The organism is Rhizorhabdus wittichii, assembly GCF_017607425.1.
GTDB lineage: Bacteria > Pseudomonadota > Alphaproteobacteria > Sphingomonadales > Sphingomonadaceae > Rhizorhabdus > Rhizorhabdus wittichii.
Genome location: NZ_CP059319.1, coordinates 3,317,495 through 3,336,793 on the forward strand (window position 1 = coordinate 3,317,495; position 19,299 = coordinate 3,336,793).

At 69.9% G+C, this 19,299-nt stretch carries 17 protein-coding genes; 6 read left to right on the forward strand and 11 right to left on the reverse strand.

All coding sequences use genetic code 11. The features are described 5' to 3' along the window. The first annotated feature begins 29 nt into the window (after positions 1–29). On the forward strand, positions 30–2,384 hold the full coding sequence (locus HRJ34_RS15950; protein ID WP_208631800.1) for a TonB-dependent receptor: 2,355 nt from the start codon (positions 30–32) through the stop codon (positions 2,382–2,384). A gap of 140 nt (positions 2,385–2,524) precedes the next feature. On the opposite strand, the gene HRJ34_RS15955 is transcribed toward HRJ34_RS15950, so the two are convergent. Continuing rightward, complete coding sequence (locus HRJ34_RS15955) at positions 2,525–3,571, reverse strand: alpha/beta fold hydrolase (RefSeq protein WP_226948810.1); 1,047 nt, start codon at positions 3,569–3,571, stop codon at positions 2,525–2,527. Positions 3,572–3,699: 128 nt separating this feature from the next. Between HRJ34_RS15955 and HRJ34_RS15960 the strand changes: the two genes are divergently transcribed. Next, complete coding sequence (locus tag HRJ34_RS15960) at positions 3,700–4,254, forward strand: carboxymuconolactone decarboxylase family protein (RefSeq protein WP_208631802.1); 555 nt, start codon at positions 3,700–3,702, stop codon at positions 4,252–4,254. A gap of 334 nt (positions 4,255–4,588) precedes the next feature. Beyond that, positions 4,589–5,545, forward strand: coding sequence for an IS110 family transposase (locus tag HRJ34_RS15965; RefSeq protein WP_030093295.1), 957 nt, complete (start codon positions 4,589–4,591; stop codon positions 5,543–5,545). 50 nt (positions 5,546–5,595) lie between these two features. On the opposite strand, the gene HRJ34_RS15970 is transcribed toward HRJ34_RS15965, so the two are convergent. Next, positions 5,596–6,561: an alpha/beta fold hydrolase gene (locus HRJ34_RS15970; RefSeq protein ID WP_016746638.1), complete on the reverse strand. Its 966-nt coding sequence runs from the start codon at positions 6,559–6,561 to the stop codon at positions 5,596–5,598. Between the two features lie 2 nt (positions 6,562–6,563). After that, on the reverse strand, positions 6,564–7,421 hold the full coding sequence (locus HRJ34_RS15975) for a LysR family transcriptional regulator (RefSeq protein WP_208631803.1): 858 nt from the start codon (positions 7,419–7,421) through the stop codon (positions 6,564–6,566). Between the two features lie 103 nt (positions 7,422–7,524). On the opposite strand from HRJ34_RS15975, the gene HRJ34_RS15980 reads away from it, so the two are divergent. After that, positions 7,525–8,598, forward strand: a complete 1,074-nt coding sequence (locus HRJ34_RS15980; protein ID WP_208631804.1) for a Rieske 2Fe-2S domain-containing protein — start codon at positions 7,525–7,527, stop codon at positions 8,596–8,598. A gap of 141 nt (positions 8,599–8,739) precedes the next feature. On the opposite strand, the gene HRJ34_RS15985 is transcribed toward HRJ34_RS15980, so the two are convergent. From HRJ34_RS15985 to HRJ34_RS16020, 8 genes are all read right to left on the reverse strand, one after another. Beyond that, on the reverse strand, positions 8,740–10,251 hold the full coding sequence (locus HRJ34_RS15985) for a FadD3 family acyl-CoA ligase (protein ID WP_226948811.1): 1,512 nt from the start codon (positions 10,249–10,251) through the stop codon (positions 8,740–8,742). A gap of 70 nt (positions 10,252–10,321) precedes the next feature. Continuing rightward, positions 10,322–11,443, reverse strand: coding sequence for a Gfo/Idh/MocA family protein (locus HRJ34_RS15990; protein ID WP_208631806.1), 1,122 nt, complete (start codon positions 11,441–11,443; stop codon positions 10,322–10,324). Continuing rightward, positions 11,436–12,287 carry a sugar phosphate isomerase/epimerase family protein gene (locus HRJ34_RS15995; RefSeq protein WP_208631807.1) on the reverse strand — a complete coding sequence of 284 codons (852 nt, stop codon included), beginning with the start codon at positions 12,285–12,287 and terminating at the stop codon, positions 11,436–11,438. Before HRJ34_RS15995 ends, HRJ34_RS15990 begins: the two co-directional genes overlap by 8 nt. Continuing rightward, positions 12,284–13,042, reverse strand: a complete 759-nt coding sequence (locus HRJ34_RS16000; RefSeq protein WP_208631808.1) for an SDR family NAD(P)-dependent oxidoreductase — start codon at positions 13,040–13,042, stop codon at positions 12,284–12,286. Before HRJ34_RS16000 ends, HRJ34_RS15995 begins: the two co-directional genes overlap by 4 nt. Positions 13,043–13,056: 14 nt before the next feature. Then, complete coding sequence (locus HRJ34_RS16005) at positions 13,057–14,274, reverse strand: hypothetical protein (protein ID WP_208631809.1); 1,218 nt, start codon at positions 14,272–14,274, stop codon at positions 13,057–13,059. After that, positions 14,271–15,521 (reverse strand): sulfotransferase family protein, encoded by a 1,251-nt coding sequence (locus HRJ34_RS16010; RefSeq protein ID WP_208631810.1) that lies wholly within the window; start codon positions 15,519–15,521, stop codon positions 14,271–14,273. The genes HRJ34_RS16005 and HRJ34_RS16010 overlap by 4 nt, the downstream gene beginning before the upstream one ends. After that, complete coding sequence (locus tag HRJ34_RS16015) at positions 15,514–16,527, reverse strand: zinc-dependent alcohol dehydrogenase (protein ID WP_208631811.1); 1,014 nt, start codon at positions 16,525–16,527, stop codon at positions 15,514–15,516. The genes HRJ34_RS16010 and HRJ34_RS16015 overlap by 8 nt, the downstream gene beginning before the upstream one ends. 126 nt (positions 16,528–16,653) lie before the next feature. After that, positions 16,654–17,304, reverse strand: a complete 651-nt coding sequence (locus tag HRJ34_RS16020) for a TetR/AcrR family transcriptional regulator (RefSeq protein ID WP_050986511.1) — start codon at positions 17,302–17,304, stop codon at positions 16,654–16,656. A 216-nt stretch (positions 17,305–17,520) separates the two neighbouring features. Here HRJ34_RS16020 and HRJ34_RS16025 point away from each other — a divergent pair, with 216 nt between their 5' ends. Both HRJ34_RS16025 and HRJ34_RS16030 read left to right on the forward strand, forming a co-directional pair. Further along, positions 17,521–18,414, forward strand: coding sequence for a VOC family protein (locus HRJ34_RS16025; protein WP_012049488.1), 894 nt, complete (start codon positions 17,521–17,523; stop codon positions 18,412–18,414). Next, positions 18,411–19,292, forward strand: a complete 882-nt coding sequence (locus HRJ34_RS16030; protein ID WP_226948812.1) for a CoA transferase subunit A — start codon at positions 18,411–18,413, stop codon at positions 19,290–19,292. Before HRJ34_RS16025 ends, HRJ34_RS16030 begins: the two co-directional genes overlap by 4 nt. Positions 19,293–19,299: the final 7 nt, after the last annotated feature.

Sequence of the window (19,299 nt, forward strand, 5' to 3'; positions counted from 1 at the left end):
ATAACATATAACCATATGAGGGAGAGGAAATGACCGTCGCATTCCAGCTCGCGCGCGCCTCCACCATCGCGCTCGCGATCGCCACCACCGCCCCATCCTTCGCGCAGGCGACGCCGTCGCAGGCGGCCGTCCCGGCCGCGGCCGAGGACAATAGCGTCGCCGGGGTCGAGGAGATCGTCGTCACCGCGGAGCGCCGGGCCGAAAACCTGCAGCGCACCCCGATCGCGATCACCGCGCTGACCGCCAACAGCCTCCAGTCGTCGGGCATCACCGACCTGCGCGGCGTGGTGCAGGCGGCGCCCAGCCTCTATTTCGCGCCCTATCCCAGCTCGACCACCACGCTGGTCCTGTTCATGCGCGGCCAGGGCATCGGCGATCCGAACATCATCACCAAGGACGGCGGCGTCGGCCTCTATGTCGACGGCATCTACCAGTCGCGCCCGCAGGCGTCGGCCTTCGACCTCGCCGACGTCGAGCGGGTCGAGGTGCTGCGCGGTCCGCAGGGCACGCTCTACGGCCGCAACACCACCGGCGGCGCAGTCAACATCATCAGCAAGAAGCCGACCGGCGAGCTCGGCGCGCATGGCCTGCTGTCGCTCGGCAACTACGACTATCGCCGCGCGCTGGTGAACCTCGACCTGCCGCAGTTCGGCACCTTCAAGGTCAAGCTGACCGGCCTCTATTCGAACCGGGACGGCTGGGCGAACAACGCCGCCAACACCGCGGGCACGCCCGACGCGCACGATTTCCAGTCCGACCGCAAATATGCGGTGCGCGGCGCGGTCCGCTGGGAACCGACCGACGGCATCACCGTCGACTATTCGGGCGACTATAGCGACCAGCGCACCACGCCGGTCCGCTACGTCACCGAGAACGCCTTCGCGCCCTTCCTCTTCCCCGGCTACACCGCCGACCCGGAGACCGCCTATCGCCCGGTCTACCTGCCCTACAGCCATGTGAAGTCGGACGGCCACACGCTGATCGGCGAATGGCGGGCGAGCGACGCGCTGACGCTGCGTTCGCTGAGCAGCTACCGGCACATCAAGGTGCGGACCTACCAGGACTATACCGAGGCCTTCCTGGCGCCCTTCTTCGCGTTCGACCAGGTCGGCTCGAAGACCTACACCCAGGAATTCCAGGCGGTCGGCACCGTCGCCGACCAGTTCAAATATGTCGTCGGCATCTATTATTTCCGCGAGAAGGCCAATCATTTCGAGACGGTCGACGTCGGCACCGGCACGCCCGGCCAGCAGGTGCTGGTCGATCGCGACACCAACGCCAAGTCGACCTCCAAGGCGATCTTCGGCCAGCTGACCTGGACCCCGGAGTTCGCCGACGGCAAGTTCGACGTGACCGTGGGCGGCCGCTACACCCGCGACAAGCGGACCGCCGACCGCATCCGCACCTCGAACTTCTTCATCGGCCAGACCTCGCCGCTGGTCGCCCGCCGCTTCAACGGCCCGGGCGCGACCATCCCGCTGGGATCGGTGGTCGGCGCGACCGACGTGAAGAACAGCAAGTTCAACCCGGCGCTGACCCTGTCCTACCGCCCGGTCGAGAACGTCTCGCTCTATGCGAAGGTCGTGACCGGCTACAAGGCGGGCGGATCGAACGAGGCGTCGCCGACCTTCACCCGCACCTTCGGGCCGGAGACGGTCACCAGCTATGAGGCGGGCATCAAGTCCGACCTGCTCGACCGGCGGCTGCGCGTGAACCTTGCCGGCTTCATCGCCAAGTACAAGGACCTGCAGCTCGACATCTCGGCCGACCCCGCCGACGCGTCGCTGGCCGACACGTTCAACGTCGGCCGCGCGACGGTGAAGGGGCTGGAGGCCGACCTGACGGCGGTGCCGATCCCCGGCCTGACGCTCAGCGCCAGCTATGCCTACACCACCTCGAAGATCCGCAACGTGCTGGCCCCGGCCGGCTCGATCTTCGATCCCGCCGTCAACCCCGGCTCGCCGGTGCAGGTCGGCGACAACATCACCGGCTATTTCGTGCTGCCCTTCACCCCGAAGAACAGCGTCCGCCTGTCGGGCGACTGGGTGATCGGGACGTTCGGCAGCGGCGACCTCGCCGCGCATGTCGACTACACGTGGAAGGACAAGGTCTACACCACCGCCGGCGACGGCCCCAGCGTCCCGCTCGGCCGCGACGCGCCGATCAACAAGGCCTATGGCCTGGTCGACGCCCGCCTGAGCTACACGATCGATCGCGGCGGCGGCCGCAACATCTCGATCGGGCTGTGGGGCAAGAACGTGTTCGACAAGCGCTATCCCGGCTTCGTGATCGGCTCGGGCTCGATCATCGCCGGCTACCCGAACCAGGCGATCTCCTACGGCGATCCGGCGACCTACGGGATCGACGTCGGCTTCTCCTTCTAGCCGCCTTCCAGCCTCCAGTGCCCCCTCGGGGCCGGCGAACCGCGACGACATCGCGTTCGCCGGCCCCGTCCTTTTCCGGCATGGCCGGCCCAGCTTATTGTTTTACCGCGATTTCCGAGTAGGCAGATGTTTCCATCTGCCTAGAAATCGCTCTGGAGCCCACCGAGGAAATCGAGCACGGCCGCGTTGAACGCCTCGGGCTTCTCCTGCTGGACGAGGTGGCCCGCCCCCTCGATCGCGACGATGCCGGCGAGCCCCGGCACCCGCCGCCGCAACCTATCCTCCCAGTCCGGGAAGAAGGCGAAGGAAGGATCGGCGGCGCCCAGCAGCATCAGCGTCGGCACGGTCACGTCGGCGTCGGCCCAGGCGCGGCCGATCTCCCAGTTGCGGTCGGCGGTGCGGTAGGAATTCAGCCCGCCGATCATCCGCCGCGCCGGGTCCGCATGATCGTAGCGGGCGACGAAGGCGGCGAACTCGGCCTCGCTCAGCCACGGCCAGGGCAGCGGCGGCGCGGGCGGCAGCGCGTCGAGATAGCCGGTGCCTTCGGAGGGCAGCGCCTTCCACGCCCACAGGTCGCCCGCCGCGCTCAGCGCGTGGAAGCTGCGCTGCAGATAGTCGGCGAGAGCGCCGCCCAGCTCGCGGTCGGCGGGCCCGACCGTCTGGAAATAATGGAAATGGACGAAATGCGCCTGCGCCATCGCCGCGAAGCGTTCGCTCGGCCGATGGTCGGGCGAGGCCATGTCGGGCCGCACCGGCGCGCCCGGCGGCAGCCGCTCCGCCGCGCCGAGCAGCGCCCGGCCGGCGAGGTCATAGTCATAGGGGATGGTCGCCACCAGCGCCCGCACCCGACCGGGCGCGCGCACCGCGAGGTTCCAGGCATATTGCGCGCCGAAATCCTGGCCGATCACCACCGCCCGGTCGGCGCCGTAATGGTCGAGCAGCGCGAGCAGATAGGCCTGCATCCGGTCCGATGCATAGAGCGCGGGATCGAGCGGACGATCGCTGCCGCCATAGCCGAGGCTGTCGATCGCCACCGCGCGGAAGCCCGCCGCGGCGAAGGGCAGCATCTGGTGCCGCCACGACCAGGCGAGGCCGGGAAAGCCGTGGATCATCAGCAACAGCGGCCCCTCGCCCGCCTCGACCGCATGGAGATGCAGGCCGTCGCCGACCGGAATTTTGCGCCCCATGATCGGTTTCATTTCACGCATAGAGCGACATCTCCCGATATAATCCTCCATCTTTCGTAACAGAAAAGATGGACAGAATCGCAAGATGCTATAGCCTGCCTGCGATAGGGAAGACGAGGAGAGGACGCATGCGCATCGACGTTCCGGCCGCCCAGGCCCATGACCCTTATGGCTATGCCACCGAGACGCTGGCGCCCGAGATCATGCGCGCCGGGGGCGCCTTCAGCCACGCCGTCTATCGCCATTCGAAGCTGTCGCTGCGCGAGTTCGAGGGCGCCCGCGCCCGCACGGCGGAGATCAACGGCTGCGTGATCTGCCAACGCTTCCGCGCCGCCCGCGACCTGGGCGGGATGTTCTCGGGCACCGGCACGCGCGGGACCGTGGTCGACAACGGCCCGCCCCCCGACGAAGCCTTCTACGCGGCGGTGCCCGAGTGGCGGACCTCGTCGCTGTTCAGCGACCGCGAACGGCTGGCGATCGAGTTCGCCGAGCGCTTCGCCGTCGAGCCCAAGGCGCTGGCGCGCGACGAGACATTCTGGGCCAGGGCGCGAGCCGCCTTCTCCGACGCCGAGATCGCCGACCTCGCCAATTCGGTCGCCAGTTGGGTCGGCCTCGGCCGGGTCGCGCATGTGCTCGGCTTCGACGAGGTCTGCCTGCCCTTCACCGCCGAGGCGGCGGAATAATCCTCACGGTCATTCCAAAGCACCGTTTCCGTCATTCCCGCGAAAGCGGGAATCCACGGTCACGGCGCATTCCGTCTCCTGCGGACCGCCGTCCATGGATTCCCGCTTTCGCGGGAATTGTCTCTCGGGAAAATGATTTAAGAGTGGGTGGCTGGCGAGACGAGCTGCGGGGTGGCCACCCCGCAGCTCGTGGCGGCAAGGCGCCCGTGCGGGAATAGGTCGAAACGACCGACGTCATCCAGGGCTCTTGTCGCCCCAGCTTCGCATCGCTTGCTGACTTGAATGGGCCGCCTTTCGGCACGCCCGCAGACAATTCGAAGCATGGGACCCCAAGATGATACGATATGCCGACGAAATCCAGACAGCTCTTGGCCTCGACGTATCCCAGGACAGCGTGACCCTGTTCGACAGCGTAACCGGCCAGACCCTCACCATAGCCAACGAGACCCAGGCCCTCACGGCCGCGCTCGATCCGCTGCGCAACCGCGATCTGGCCGTATGCGAAGCGACCGGAGGCCATGAGGACAAGCTCCTCGCCGTCCTCTGCGGCCTCGCCATCCCCGTTCACCGCGGTGATGCCGCCAAGATCAAGGCCTATATCCGCTCCTTCGGCAAACGCGCCAAGACCGACCCCATCGATGCCCGCTGGCTCAGCCGCTACGCCATCGACCGCAGTCCCGGCCTGATGCGCTGGCAACCTCCCGAGCCTTGCCAGGCCCAGATCAGCCTCCTCGTCTCACGACGCCTCGATCTCGTCGCCATGAAGCGCCAGGAAACCAATCGCCTCAAGGCCCCTCGTGGGCATCTCGTCGCCGACGACATCCGCGACCATATCGCCGATCTCGAACACCGTATCCGCACCATCGAGGTTCAGATCGAGGAGCTCATCAACCAACACCGCGACCTCAGCTCCCGCGCTCGCGCCTTGCGATCCATCCCAGGCGTCGCCGCCGTCCTCGCTCCTCTCCTGATCGCAACCATGCCCGAACTCGGCTCTCTCAACCGCCGGCAGGCCGCAAGCCTCGCTGGTTGCGCCCCTCATCCCAGAGACAGCGGAAAACTCCAGGCCCGCCGACACAGCTCAGGCGGACGAAGGCAGATCAGGCCCGCCCTCTTCATCGCCGCCCTCGCCGCCGCTCGCGGCAAAAATCCTCTCGCAGACTTCTACAACGCACTCGTCCGCGCTGGAAAACCCAAACGCCTCGCTCTCGCCGCCCTCATGCGCAAAATCATCTGCATCGCCAATGCTCGCATCCGCGACGCTGCCAATCTCCAGCCTCAACTGACTTGATGACGATAGGGGGTGGAGGCAGGCCCAACCCAAGCTGATCCGAAACGAGCCTAAAGCTCCCCCAGGAACTCCACCATCAACCGGCCGACCTCGTCCGCGCGTTCGAGCTGGATGAGATGGCCGGCGCGCGGCAGCATCTCGATCCGCCGCACGTCGGCATGGTGGCGCGGGATCGCGCCCAGCGGGTCGTCGCCGTGCCACGCCTCCAGGTCGACGTCGTTCTCGCTGCCGATGAAGAAGAAGGGACGGGTGGTCGGCGCATGCCGCCACGCCGCGCGCTGCGCCCAGCGCAGGTCCATCGCGCGATACCAGTTGAGCCCGCCGGTGAAGCCGCTGCGCGCATAGTCGGCGACATACCATTCCAGCTCCCATTCGGAGAGCCAGGGCCAGGGCAGCGGCGGCGCTTCCGGCAGCGCGTCGAGATAGGCGGTGCCCGGCGGATGCTTCCACACGTCGAGATAATGGAAGTCGCCCGACAGCGCGTAGAGCACCCGGCGCAGGAACTCGCGCGGGGCCGCGTCGAGCGCGGCGTCGGCCGGGCCGACCGGCCGGAAATAGTCGATATGGACGAAATGCTCCTTCGCCCATTCGGCCGCCTCGGCGAGCGGCGCCTTGTCGGGCGAGTCGGGATAGGCCGGATTCTCCAGCGCGATCACCGCCCGCACCCGATCGGGGTGGAGATAGGCGAGGTCGTAGATCGCGAAGATGCCGAAATCGAGCCCGGCGAACACCGCCTGATCGAGCCCGAGATGGTCGAGCAGGCCGACCAGGTCGCCGGTGACGTGCGGCACGTCGTAGAGCCGGTGGTCGGCCGGCGCCTCGGTCTGGCCCATGCCGCGCATGTCGGGGACGATCACCCGCCAGCCGGCGGCGGCCAGCACCGGGATCTGATGGCGCCAGCTCAGCCAGATGTGCGGGAAGCCGTGGCACAGGACGATCGCGGGGCCCTCGCCCTGCTCCACCCAGTGCATGGCGATGCCGTTGATGCGGGCGTGGCGATGCGTCCAGTCGGCCATGCTCAGCCTTCTCCCTCGAAACTGCCGGCGAGGATGCCGGGCATCGCCTCGATCAGCGCCGCCACCGCCGGCTCGACCTGGAGGTCGGCGCGGTGGACGACCCAGATGTCGGCCGCCGCCGCCGCCGGCGCCATGCCCGGCAGCCGTTCGAGCGCGGGGTCGCGCGCCGCCAGCCGCTCCCACAGCCAGGCGCGGCCGAGCCCGGCGCGGACCGCGTCGTGGAGCGCGGCGATGCCGTCGACCTCGACGCAGCGGCCGGCATCGTCCTTGGCGTTGAGCCGCGCCCAGGGCTGCGGATTGGCGAGCATCATCGCATGGCCCCAGACCACCGCGCGCGCCGGATCGGCGCCGCGCCGCGCGAACAGGGCCTGGCCGAAGCCGCCGATCCGCTCCCCCGCCAGGTCACGCGGCTTGGTCCGCGCGATGGCGAGGCCGACATCGGCCTGCCGCTGCTGGATCGCCGCGATCGCGTCGCGCGCGCCGACCACCTCCAGCGACACCGCCGGATGCCGGTCGAGGAAGGCGCCGAAGGCCGGCAGCAGCAGCGCGGCGAGCCCGGCCGTGCCGGCCACCCGAATCGGTCCGCCGATCCGGTCCCCGGCCGGCGCCAGATCCCGGTCGAGCCGCGCCATCGCGCGCTCCATCGCCGCCGCCGCGCGCAGCACCGCCCGGCCCGCCTCGGTCGGCCGGTAGCCGGCGCTGGCCTGTTCCCACAAGGATCGGCCCGTCGCCCGTTCGAGCCGCGCGAAGCGCCGGCCCACCGTGGTTCGGTCCATGTCCAGCTTGCGCGCCGCGGTGCTGTAGTCGCCGGCGCGGACCGCCGACTGGAACACCCGCACATCGTCCCATTCGATCGCCATGCCGTGCATCCTTGCACAGGCGGAGTGCGGCTTCCAGCCCCCCGGACCGTGATATTCTCTGTGGGAACGGGATGGCTCCCGACAGGACACAGGAGAGTTTTGGATGGCCACCACCGCCGACTACCGCCTCGGCCCCAATAGCTTCGCGCGCGGCTGGCACATGGTCGCCGACGCGTCGACGCTGGGCAGCACGCCGATGCCGGTCCGCTTCTTCGCGCGCGACATGGTGCTCTACCGTGGCGAGAGCGGCGCGCCGCACCTCGTCGACGCCTATTGCCCGCACATGGGCGCGCATCTCGGCCGGAACGAGACCAGCTACATCGTCCGCGACAATGAGCGGATCGAGGGCGAGTCGATCCGCTGCCCCTTCCACGGCTGGCGCTTCGGGCCCGACGGCCGCTGCAACCAGATCCCCTATTCGGACCAGAAGCCGCCCGCGGCGGCGAAGATCCAGACCTGGCCGGTGGTCGAGCGCGCCGGCATCATCTGGATGTGGCACGACATGGAGGGCAACGAACCCGACCATGAGCTGCCGCCGTTCGCGCAGTGGGACGATCCCAACTGGGTCCGCTGGGCGATCGACGACCTGGGCGAGCTGCCCCAGCATCCGATCGAGGTCGTCGACAACATGACCGACTTCGCCCATTTCGTGCCGATCCACGGATCGCGCGACATCCAGTATTTCTACAACGAGTTCGACGACCATGTGCAGTGGCAGATGTTCGGCGCCGGCCACCGCACCCTGGTGCAGGAGGGCGAGGGGATGCTCGAGCTCGACACCTGGTATACCGGGCCGGCGATCCTCCAGTCGTCGATGCGCGGCACCTTCCCGACCCACATGCTGATCGCGCACACCCCGGTCGAGGACGGCAAGATCCACGTCTGGCACGCGCTGATGGTCGACATGGGCCGCGCCGCCACCGACGCGGACGTGCCGATGGCGCGCGCCTATCAGGAGGCGAGCCGCCTCGCCTTCGCGCAGGACTTCGAGATCTGGACGCACAAGCGCGCCTGCCTGTCGCCGATGATGGTGCGCGGCGACGGGCCGACCGACAAGTGCCGCCTGTGGTACAAGCAGTTCTACAACCCGATCGCCCAGGCGCCCGATTTCCAGAAGCGCGTCAACGGCCGCCACACGGTCGTCGACAAGCGCGATCCGGCGAAGCGGGTCGCCTGATCGCGACACGGTCGCGGTCATCCTGCCGTCATTCCCGCGAAAGCGGGAATCCACGGTCACGGCGCATTTCGTCTCTTGCGGACCGCCGTCCATGGATTCCCGCTTTCGCGGGAATGACGATGGGGATGGCCGCCGCGCCGGTCATTTGAGCAGGAAGCGCTGGACCTTGCCCGCCGCGTTGACGGGCAACTCGTCGACCCATTCGACGCTGCGCGGCACCTTGTAATTGGCCATCTGCTCGCGGCACCAGGCGAGCAGCGCCTTGCCGTCGCGCGCCGCGCCCGGCCGGGGCACCACCACCGCATGGCCGACCTCGCCCATCCGCTCGTCGGGGCGCCCCACCACCGCGACCCGCGCGACGTCGGGATGCTCGAGCAGCCGCGCCTCGATCTCGGCCGGGTAGCAGTTGAAACCGCCGCAGATGAACAGGTCCTTCGCCCGGTCGGTGATGCGCAGATAGCCGCGCGCGTCCTGCGTCGCGATGTCGCCGGTGCGCAGCCAGCCCTCGCCGTCGATCGTCTCGGCGGTCGCCCGGGGATCGTCGAGATAGCCCTTCATCACGTTGAAGCCGCGCACCAGCAATTCGCCCGGCTCGCCGGCCGGCACGTCGCGGCCCGCGCCGTCGACCAGCCGCACCTCGACCCCGGGGATCGGCCGCCCGCAGGTCGCCGCGACCAGCTCGACCGGGTCGCCCGCTTGGGTGGCGCTGACGCAGCCGCTGCCCTCGGTCAGGCCATAGGCGGTCAGCACCTCGTCGATGCCGAGCTCGTCGTGCATGCGGCGGATCAGCACCGGCGGCACGCTGGCGGCGCCCGTCACCGCGAGCCGCAGGCTGGCCGTGTCCGCCGCGCCGCGCGCCGGTTCGTCGAGCAGCGACTGGAAGATGGTCGGCGGCCCCGGCAGCACCGTGATCCGCTCGGCCGCGACCGTCGCCAGCACATGGGCGGCGTTGAACTGCGCGACGGGGAAGATCGTCGCCCCCTGCAACAGCGCCGCGACCCAGCCCGCCTTGTAGCCGAAGGTGTGGAAGAAGGGATTGACGATCAGATAATGGTCGCCCTCGCGCAGCCCGACCGCGTCGCTCCACGCCTGGAAGGTGCGCAGATTCTGCTGGTGGCCGCTCATCACCCCCTTGGGCCGGCCGGTGGTGCCCGAGGTGAACAGGATGTCGACCGTGTCGTCGCCGCCGACCGCCGCGATGGCGGCCGAGACCTCGGCCTCGCCTGCGCCGTCCTTCGCCGCCAGCCAGGCGTCGAGACCGTCGAGGAAGACGGTCTCCTCCAGCCGGGGCAGGTCGCGCCCTTCGAGCATCGCCGCATAGTCGAGGCCCAGGAAGCCGCGAACGGTGAACAGCCAGCGCACCTCGCCCCGCCGCAATATGTCCTCGGCCTCGGCGCCCTTGAAGCGGGTGTTGAGCGGGATCAATTCGAGCCCGATCTGGGTCGCGCCGGCGGCAGCGACCGCCCAGGCCCCGCTGTTGGGCGCCCAGATCGCGATCCGATCGCCCTTGCGCGCGCCGCGCGCCAGCAGGGCGCCCGACACGGCGCGCGCCGCCCGGCGGAAACCGGCGAAGGACAGGACGCCGCCGTCCTCCTCGCGCACGAACGGCCGGTCGCCCCAGCGCCCCGCCGCCTCGTCGAGAAGAACACCCATCGTCAATGTCGTCGGCAATACCATCCTCGTCCGATCCTTCGTTCCGGTCCCATCCGTTCGCGCGCCGCGCTCAGTCGCTTTCCACGTCGGTCCAGCCGCCCTGCCGGGCCGATCGCCGCGCCGCGTCGAGCACGGCCTGGTTGCGCACCGCGTCGTCGAAGCTTCCCGCCTGCTCGCGGGCGTCGATCGCCTGGCCGGCGATACGGCGGCGCATCTCCCCGAACAGCCGGGCATAGGGGATCACGTCGAACCCCATGGTGTGCCAGCGGTCCTGCTCGGTCTGGATCAGCGCGGCGACCGGGAAGGGTTCGGGCGGCGGCAGGGCGAGGTCGTCGGGCATGGCGATGCGGCGCGATCCGGCCGCGTCCATCACCCACACCTCCTCGGGATCGCCGAAGGTCGCGCCCGACTGGATCCAGGCGCCGCCCGCGGTGCCGACGACCTTGGTCGCCATGACCAGCGAGCCGGGCGCGGCCATCGCCGCCATCAGCGTGCCCTTCGCGCCGCCCTCGCATTCGAACTGCAGCGCATAGCTGTCGTCGGCGGTCATATGGGGACGGCCGGGCGCGAGCGTCTGCAACACGCAGGACACGCGGCGGATCGGCCCGATCGTGGTCAGCACCTGGTCGATCATGTGGGTGCCGAAGGCGCCGAGGAAACCGCCGCCCCGGTCGGCATCCTCCCACCAGTCGCTCAGCTTCTCGGCCGGGTCCTGCAAGCCCGGCTGGTGATGGATGCGCAGGAACTGGCGCGGCGCGCCGATCGCGCCGTCGGCGACGATCCGCCGCAGCAGCGCCTGCGCCGCGTCGAAGCGGAACTCGGCGCCGAGCATGTGGATCACGCCCGCCCGCTCGGCGGCGTCGCGCATCTCGCGCGCCTGCGCCAGATCGCGGGCGAAGGGCTTCTCGCAGACGATGTGCCGGCCGGCGGCGATCGCCTCCATCACCACCGGATAATGGGCGTGCGGCGGCGTCGCGACGGTGACGAGCAGCGTCGCCGGATCGGCCAGCGCCTCGGCCAGGCTGTCGGTCGCCAGCGGGATGCCGAGCGGCGCGGCGCGCTCCGCCGTCCGCGCCCGATCGCGCCCGACGATCGCGCGCACCTCGAACCCCGCCTCGCGCAGCGCGCGGACATGGGTGAACAGGCCGAAGCCCGTTCCCACCACCACCGCACCGGGTCGTCCCTCAGCCATCGGTCTCTCCTTGCAGCAATGTCCGCGCCGCGTCGGCGCAGCGCCGCGCGACGATGTCGATCGGTTCGCCCGCGAGCCGGTCGGAGAAGACCTCGACCGACCAGGGCGCCGTGGTTCCGGTGGCGCGCAGCGCCGCGGCGAAGCCGGCGAGGCCGAGCTCGCCCTCGCCCGGCAGCAGCCGCCCGCGCACCATCTCGCGGTCGAGGTCGGCCTCGGGCATCGCCGGCGCGTCGCAAATCTGGATGCTCCTGATCGCGTCGCCGGGCAGGCTGGCGAGCAGCGCGAGGTCCGATCCGCTGCGGAAGAAATGCCAGCTATCGACCAGCAGGCCGCCGTTCGCCCGGCCCGCCGCGCGGACGATCGCCCAGGCGGTCGCGAGATCGGGGATACCGCCGGTCGGCACGAACTCCAGCGCGACGTGCAGCCCGGCGCCGTCCGCCGTCTCGCAGAGCCGCGCGAAGGCGTCGGCCGCGGTCGCGGGGTCGCAGGCGACGCCCTGCAATTCGGCGACGGTGATCCCGCGCGCGCCGACAGCATCGGCGAGGCCGGTCAGCCGCTCGCCGGTCGAGCGATCGAGCAGCGCCGCGAGCCAGGCGGGATTGGCCTTGGCCGGGGCGCCGGGCAGCCAGTTGCCGACGATCTCGACCTCCGAGACGAACAGCCCGGCGTCGGCGATGCGGGCACGGACCTCGGGCAGGCCGACGCCGTCGGCCGCCAGCGCCTCCAGGTCGGCGGCGAAGATCGAGATGCCGTCGAACCCCGCCGCCCGCGCGGGCGCGAGCCGGTCGAGCAGCGGCACCGCCTGGACGGTGCCCGCCGCGAGGATGAGTTGCGGCATGCTCATCCGGCGATCGTGAAGCCGCCGTCGACCGGCAATATCTGCCCGGTGATCCATGAAGCCGCCGAGCTCGACAGGAACAGCGCCGCGCCGGCGATGTCCTTCGGCTCGCCGAGCCGGCCGAGCGGGGTGCGCTGGAGAGTCGGCGCGGTCCATTCGGGCGCCTCGAACGCGCCCGCCGTCATCCGGCTGCGGGTCAGCCCCGCCGCGACCGCGTTGACGCGGATGCGCTGCGACGCCCATTCGGCGGCCAGCACCCGGGTCAGGCCGAGGATGCCGGTCTTGGCGGAGCCGTAGCCCGGGATCATGCCGATGCCGAAATAGGAGGTCATCGAGGCGATGCCGATGATCGAGGCGCCCGCCGGCCGCTCGCTCCGCGCCAGCGCGGCGCGGCAGCCATGGGCCATGCGGAAGGCCGAGGTCAGGTGCATCGCCACCGACCGCTCGAACACCGCCGGGTCCCATTCGTCGAAGCCGAGCGAGCCGAGCGCGAGCCCGGCATTGTTCACCAATATGTCGAGCCGGTCGATGCCCGCCGCCACCGCGTCGACCTGCTCGCCCCGCTCGACGTCGAGCTGGCGATAGTCGAAGCGCGACAGGTTCTCGTCATAATCGGCGGGCGAGCCGCGCGTGCCGGTGATCATCACCTGCGCGCCCGCATCGGCATAGGCGCCGGCGATCGCCGCGCCGATCCCGCTGGTCCCGCCGGTGACCAGCACCCGCGCGCCGGCATAGTCGAAGTCGATGTCGCTCCAGCCCATATCCCCTCTCCCTCTCAATCGGTGATCTCGCCGCTGACGATCGGCGCGACGCCGTCGAGCGCGGCGCGCCCTTCGGCCTTCAGCCGCGCCGCCGGCAGCCGCCACAGCGTGACGGGCGGCGGCTCGCCCTCGGTCTTGATCAGGCGCAGGCTCATCCCGCCATGGCGATGGCCGAACGGATCGACATGGTTGCCGCCGATGCCGGGGTCCTCCGCCGCGACCACCACGATCACCGATCCGTCGGGCTCATGGACGGCGCGATATTTCTGCACATGGCCGCCGCCGTCCTCGTAATTGTCGAGATTCTCCTGCCAGATGGTGCAGAGCTGGAAGATCCAATAATCGCAGGGCGTCGGCGTGAAGCGCAGCACCAGCGCCTCGCCGGGCTCGCAGACCCAGGTGCCGAAGCCGTGGTGCCGGTCGGGCACGCCGCCGTTCGACAGATAGACGGCGCGGCTGAAGCGGATGCGGTTGGGGCGCTGGGCCAGATTGTCCTGCCACCAGCGGCGGACCAGCTCGGCATAGGCGAGCACCACCTGTCCCGCCTTGGCGAGCGCGTCGGCCATGTCGGCCGGCGTCACCGCGCGCGGCACCGCGCCGTCGATCCGCGCGATCCGCATCGTCGGCGCCACCGTCTCCTCGCGGCGATGATAGACGGTGCGGACGAGCAGGCCGACGCATCCTTCCGTGATCGGCAGCCAGGCGCAGCCGTCGGCGGGGCGGTTACGGCTGACGACCACCTCGAAGTCGCCATTGGCGTCGAACGGGATCGCGTCGCTCTGGAGGAAACCGGTGGTGGTGAGGGTCGCCGGGTCGAAACCGGCGAGCCCCTTGACGCCCTGCGGCGCCCAGTCGCGGTCGCCCGGATGGGCGGGCTGCGGCGCGGTCCAGCTCGCCATCACGAAATAGGGGATGGTGCCGCGATTGCCGCTGATCAGATAGTCATGCCGCCCGTCGACGAACTCGGCGAGCAGATGGTCCTGGTCGGGCGACTGGAAGTTGATCGCCTGCCGCCACGGCGCGTCGCGCAACCGCGGCCGATCGGGCTCGCAATTCTCGACGAATCGCTCGAAGCCGTTGCGCATCAGCCGGGTGACGAAACGATACCATTCGGCGCGGTCGAGATCGTCGACCTCGTCGCCGAACGTCTCGACGGTGCGCGCGGCGATGCGGACGACGTCGAGATAATCGTCGAAGGCGCGGCCCGACAGGAGCCGTTCGGATGCGGTCACAGTCTTTCTCCCGGCACGGCTTCCTTCCGGACGGGGAAGCGATCGTAGTAGAAAGCGAAACGCTCGCGCACCGCGCCGACGTCGACGCCGAAATCGCCGGCCAGGTCATAGGCGACGCGGCCATGCTTGTTGCGCGGGTTGGCGGCGAGGAAATGGTCGATCCGCGCCTCGGCCTCAGGCGTCATCTCCAGCTCGGCGAGCGCATAGACCTTCGCGACGGTCGCCTTCTGGTCGGCCATATAGTCGTGGAACAATATGTCGATCGAGCGGGCGGCGGGCACCGCGTCGCGATCGCGCACGCAGCGGCGCAACAGCACCTCGATGCGGTCGATCCACCAGGCGGCGAGCGCGGGCAGGTCCTGCCGAACGCGGCGGATGCGGTCGCCATAGGCGATCATGGTGATCGCCGATTGCAGCACCGCGACCGGATCGCGATGCGTGACCGGCACGATCGCGGTCGGGTGGACCGCGACCAGCGCGGGCAGGTTCTCCATGTGCGGCGGCGACTTCACCACCCAGCGCGCCGGCCCCTTGAGCCAGGACAGCGCCTGCATCACCCGCCTGGCATAGGCGTAGTGCGGGGTCTGGTCGCTCGCCAGATAATGATCGCGCCAGCGCGCCGGCCGGCTCAGCCATTCGGGCAGGTAGGAGGAGAAGTCGGGGCCTTGCAGCTCGATGTCCTCATGGACATGGTCGGGCGCCATCTCGTGCATCGCCGGCATCAGCGGCAGCATCTCCTCGAACGCGCCCCACATCGCGGCGGTGCGCGCGCGGCGCGGATCGGGGTCGCCGACGTCGTCGCGGCCGGGGATCGGCTCCATCGTCTCCCACAGCGGGGTCGAGCGGAGGCGCGGATCGGCGGCGAGGATGTTGACGAGATGGGTGGTGCCCGATCGCGGCAGACCCGCGACCATGATCGGACGGTCGATCGCGACCGCCGCGATCTCGGGATGGCGGCGCCAGAGGTCCTCGATCCGCAGCCGCGCCGAGGCATAGCGCACGCATTCGCCGAACAGCGTGGCGCGGCCGAGCGCGCCGAGGTCGCGGTCCTCGTCATAGCTCGCCAGCCAGATCGCCAGCCGTTCGCGGAAATCGTCGGCGCCGAAGTCGGACAGGCCGGTCGCCGCGCGGGCGGCGTCGAGCACCGCCTCGACCGTCATCGTCACCGGCGGCGCGGCGTCGATCGCGGCGCGCTGCCGTTCGGTCAACCGGGGCTCGGCGAGGTCGTCGATGCGGATGTCAGGCATCGCAGGCCACCATCACCTTGGCCGAGACGGCGGTGTCGCGCGCCGCCGCCAGCGCCTCGTCGAAGCGGCTCAGCGGCAGGCGGTGGCTGATGAAGGCGTCGGCGTCGAAGCCGGGCTCCGACAGCGCGGCGATCACCTCGGGGAACTCGTCGGGATAGGCCATCGAGGTGACGAAGCTCATCTCCTTGCCCAGCGCCATCTTCCAGTCGATCGCGATCGGCTGGTGGTGGACGGCGACCATCACCGCGCGGGCGTGGAACGGCGCCATGCCGACGATCGACGGCAGCACCGAGGGCGCGCCCGACGCCTCGAAGAAGAGGTTGGTGCCGACCGTCGGCCAGCCGAACAGGTCGCCCCGGCCATGCGCGTCGCCGAGCGCCGCCGCGACGTCGGCGGTCCCTGCGTCGACGCAGAGGTCGGCGCCCAGCCGCCGCGCCCGTTCGAGCCGCGCCGCCGAGCGGTCGATCGCGACGACATGGCGGACGCCCAGCCGCTTGAGGAAGAAGACGATGCCGAGCCCGATCGGCCCGACCCCGAACAGCGCCACCCGGTCCTCGCGCGCCGCGCCCGAGCGGCGGACGGCGTGGAGCGCCACGGCCAGCGGCTCGGCCAGCGCGGCGGCGTCCCAGCCGACAGGGTCGGGAATCGCGTGGATCGCGCCGCCCAGCGTCGCGTTCGAGACACGCAGCAGCGGCGCGAAAGCGCCTTCGGGCAGCCCAGCGCCGATGCCATTGCCGTCGCCCATCGGATTGACCACGACGCGCAGGCCGGGGGCGATGCCGCGCACCTCGGCGCCGACCGCCTCGACCGTTCCCGACAGCTCGTGGCCGATGCCGAACGGCTCGGTCGCAGGCATCGCGACGCCGCCCGCCTTGATATAGCCGAGGTCCGACCCGCACAGCCCGCAGCGGCGGACGCGCACCAGCACGTCGCGCGGCCCGACCATCGGGTCCGCGATCTCATCGATGCGTACATCGTTCACGCCATGAATGCGAACTGCCTTCATCGACCCCTCTCCTAATGAGGTATGCGTTTTTCTTCAACGAATCTTCTACGCAAATCATCAACGATACAATTTGTATTGTCAATTGACGATCGTCGCCACCGGCGACGCTGCGCATTTCCGCGGCGTTCAGGCCGGTCCGTGGAGGAAGGCGTCGATCCGCTCGGCCAGCACCGCCTCATATTCCGACATGTCGGCCAGCGCGGCGAACAGGGTGATCTCGGCGCTGATCCGGTCGAGCATCATGAAGAAGATGTCGGCGCGCGCCCTTTGCCGGCGCGCGGCGGCGTCCTCGCCCAGCGCCGCCGCGAAGGCGGGGACATCGGGCGCCAGCAGCCGGATCAGCATCTGGCGATCCTGGCGGAGCTTCTCGTGGAAAGCCTCGTCGGTCGCGGCGAGGCCGTGGATCAGCACCGATATCTGCCCCTCGGCGCGGTAGAACTCGACCGCCCCGCGCGCCCAGCGGAGCGCCGGCAGCCGGCCCGCCGCGACCCTGGCGAGCAGGCGGAAGTGCGGGATCGCCCGCTCCATCGTCGCCTCGTACATCGAGACGACGACGTCGCGCCGCGACTTGAAGTGGCGATAGAAGGTCGCGCGGCTGACGCCGGACACGGCCAATATGTCCTCGACCGACAGATCGTCGAACCGGCGCGAGCGCAACAGGTCGCGCAGCGCATCGACGATCTCGCGCCGGCTGGACGCGACCTGCGCCTCCTGCCGGATCGAGCGCACGCCCGATCGCGGCCCCGGCCGCCTGGCCCGATCCCCGGCCCGATCCATGTCCGTCGCGGTCCTGCCCATCGTCCCGCCACCATGCGCCAGCCGCGACACAAGCGCAATCCCACGTATTTTCTCCGCGAGATTGCAAATAATCACCCATATGATAACGATGTGCGTACTGATTTGCCTATTTTTTAACGTAAAGCGCTTGAAACCCCCTCCCGCTGTTGATAGGCCGGGCGGCAGTAGAGCAAGACCCTTGGGGAGGCAGGAACGATGGCGGTCCGATCGCTGGCCTATATTCGCGTCGAGACGCGCGACCTGGCGGCCTGGCGCAGCTTCGCCGAGGGCGTCGTCGGCGCCGCGGCGACGCCCGATTCGAACGACGAGCGGCTGCTGCTCCGCCTCGACGGGCGGCCGTGGCGCTTCTGCATCGAGAAGGGCGAGCAGGATCGCTATCTGTGCGCCGGGCTCGAATGCCCGGACGAGGCGCAGTGGCAGGCCACCGTCGACCGGCTGGCCAAGGCCGGCGTCGCGCTGGAACGGGCCGACGCCGCGACGATCGCGCAGCGCCACGTGCGCGGCATGGTGTCGCTGGCCGATCCCGCCGGCAACCGCATCGAGCTGATATGGGGCAATGTCGTCGCCGGCACGCCGTTCGTGTCGCCCGCCGGCGTCCCCGCCTTCATCACCGGCGAGATGGGCTTCGGCCATGTCGTGGTGCCGACCAACTGCTATGAGGAGACGCGCCGCTTCTACAAGGAGCTGCTCGGCTTCGGCGACAGCGACGAGATGCGCGTCTTCTTCCCCGGCGGGCCCGAGCAGGGGCTGGGCATGAGCTTCATGCACGCCACCGGCCCGCGCCACCACAGCGTCGCGGTGGGCGAGTTCCCGGCGCCGTCGGGCCTGATCCACACCATGGTCGAGGTGCCCTCGGTCGACGATGTCGGGCTGGCGCTCGATCGCGCGCTGGCGGCGGGCGTCCACATCTCGTCGACGCTCGGCCGGCACACCAACGACAAGATGATCAGCTTCTACATGCGGACCCCATCGGGCTTCGACATCGAGTTCGGCTGCGGCGGCGAGCAGACCGCCGACTGGACGACGGTGACTCCGACCTTCACGATCAAGGAGGACCTGTGGGGCCACAAATGGGATTTCGGAACGTGACGACATTGGACAAGCGCACCACCGCCGAGGCGGTGGTCGGCCGTCTGCGCGACGGGATGACGATCGGCATCGGCGGCTGGGGCCCGCGGCGCAAGCCGATGGCGCTGGTCCGCGCGCTGCTGCGCAGCGACGTCAAGGACCTGACCGTCGTCGCCTATGGCGGGCCCGAGGTCGGCATGCTGCTGGCGGCGGGCAAGGTGCGCAAGCTGATCTACGGCTTCGTCTCGCTCGACGCGATCCCGCTGGAACCCTATTTCCGCAAGGCGCGCGAGGCCGGCGGCCTCGAGGTGCTGGAGCTCGACGAGGGCATGCTGCAATGGGGGCTGAAGGCCGCCGCGCTGCGCCTGCCCTTCCTGCCGACCCGCGTCGGCCTGGGCACCGACGTGTTCGACCAGGGCGGCTTCCGCACCGTGACCTCGCCCTATGACGACGGCGAGGTGCTGCTGGCGATGCCGGCGGTGCCGCTCGACCTCACGCTGATCCACGTCCACCGCGCCGACCGGATGGGCAACATCCAGGCGCTCGGCCCCGACACCTATTATGACGAATGGTTCGCCAAGGCGGCGAAGGAGGTCGTCGTGTCGGCCGAGGAGGTGGTCGACCGGCTCGACCTCAGCCATCCCGAGGACGCCAGGGCCAACATCGTCGAGCGCTGCTTCGTGCAGCATGTCGTCGAGGCGCGGCACGGCGCCCACCCCACGTCGATGCCGCCCGCCTATGGCTGGGACATGCCCGCGCTCAAGGCCTATGTCGCCAGCGCCGGCGAGGAAGACGGCTGGGCGCGCTACCGGACCGACATGATCGGCCCCGACGAGGCGCATTATCTGGCGCAGGCGGACGGCGACGCCATCGCCGAGCTGCCGCTCCCGATTTTCTGAGGACCAG

Bases quoted from the DNA above. Each gene is read 5' to 3' on its own strand.
- HRJ34_RS15950 (WP_208631800.1), top strand. From the start codon at position 30: ATGACCGTCGCATTCCAGCTCGCGCGCGCCTCCACCATCGCGCTCGCG.
- HRJ34_RS15970 (WP_016746638.1), bottom strand. From the start codon at position 6,561: ATGGCCGACTGGACGCATCGCCACGCCCGCATCAACGGCATCGCCATG.
- HRJ34_RS16000 (WP_208631808.1), bottom strand. From the start codon at position 13,042: ATGGGCTGGAGCGACATCGACTTCGACTATGCCGGCGCGCGGGTGCTG.
- HRJ34_RS16015 (WP_208631811.1), bottom strand. From the start codon at position 16,527: ATGAAGGCAGTTCGCATTCATGGCGTGAACGATGTACGCATCGATGAG.
- HRJ34_RS16025 (WP_012049488.1), top strand. From the start codon at position 17,521: ATGGCGGTCCGATCGCTGGCCTATATTCGCGTCGAGACGCGCGACCTG.
- HRJ34_RS15955 (WP_226948810.1), bottom strand. From the start codon at position 3,571: ATGGGGCGCAAAATTCCGGTCGGCGACGGCCTGCATCTCCATGCGGTC.
- HRJ34_RS15980 (WP_208631804.1), top strand. From the start codon at position 7,525: ATGGCCACCACCGCCGACTACCGCCTCGGCCCCAATAGCTTCGCGCGC.
- HRJ34_RS15985 (WP_226948811.1), bottom strand. From the start codon at position 10,251: ATGGGTGTTCTTCTCGACGAGGCGGCGGGGCGCTGGGGCGACCGGCCG.
- HRJ34_RS16020 (WP_050986511.1), bottom strand. From the start codon at position 17,304: ATGGATCGGGCCGGGGATCGGGCCAGGCGGCCGGGGCCGCGATCGGGC.
- HRJ34_RS15965 (WP_030093295.1), top strand. From the start codon at position 4,589: ATGATACGATATGCCGACGAAATCCAGACAGCTCTTGGCCTCGACGTA.
- HRJ34_RS16010 (WP_208631810.1), bottom strand. From the start codon at position 15,521: ATGCCTGACATCCGCATCGACGACCTCGCCGAGCCCCGGTTGACCGAA.
- HRJ34_RS15990 (WP_208631806.1), bottom strand. From the start codon at position 11,443: ATGGCTGAGGGACGACCCGGTGCGGTGGTGGTGGGAACGGGCTTCGGC.
- HRJ34_RS15995 (WP_208631807.1), bottom strand. From the start codon at position 12,287: ATGAGCATGCCGCAACTCATCCTCGCGGCGGGCACCGTCCAGGCGGTG.
- HRJ34_RS15975 (WP_208631803.1), bottom strand. From the start codon at position 7,421: ATGGCGATCGAATGGGACGATGTGCGGGTGTTCCAGTCGGCGGTCCGC.
- HRJ34_RS15960 (WP_208631802.1), top strand. From the start codon at position 3,700: ATGCGCATCGACGTTCCGGCCGCCCAGGCCCATGACCCTTATGGCTAT.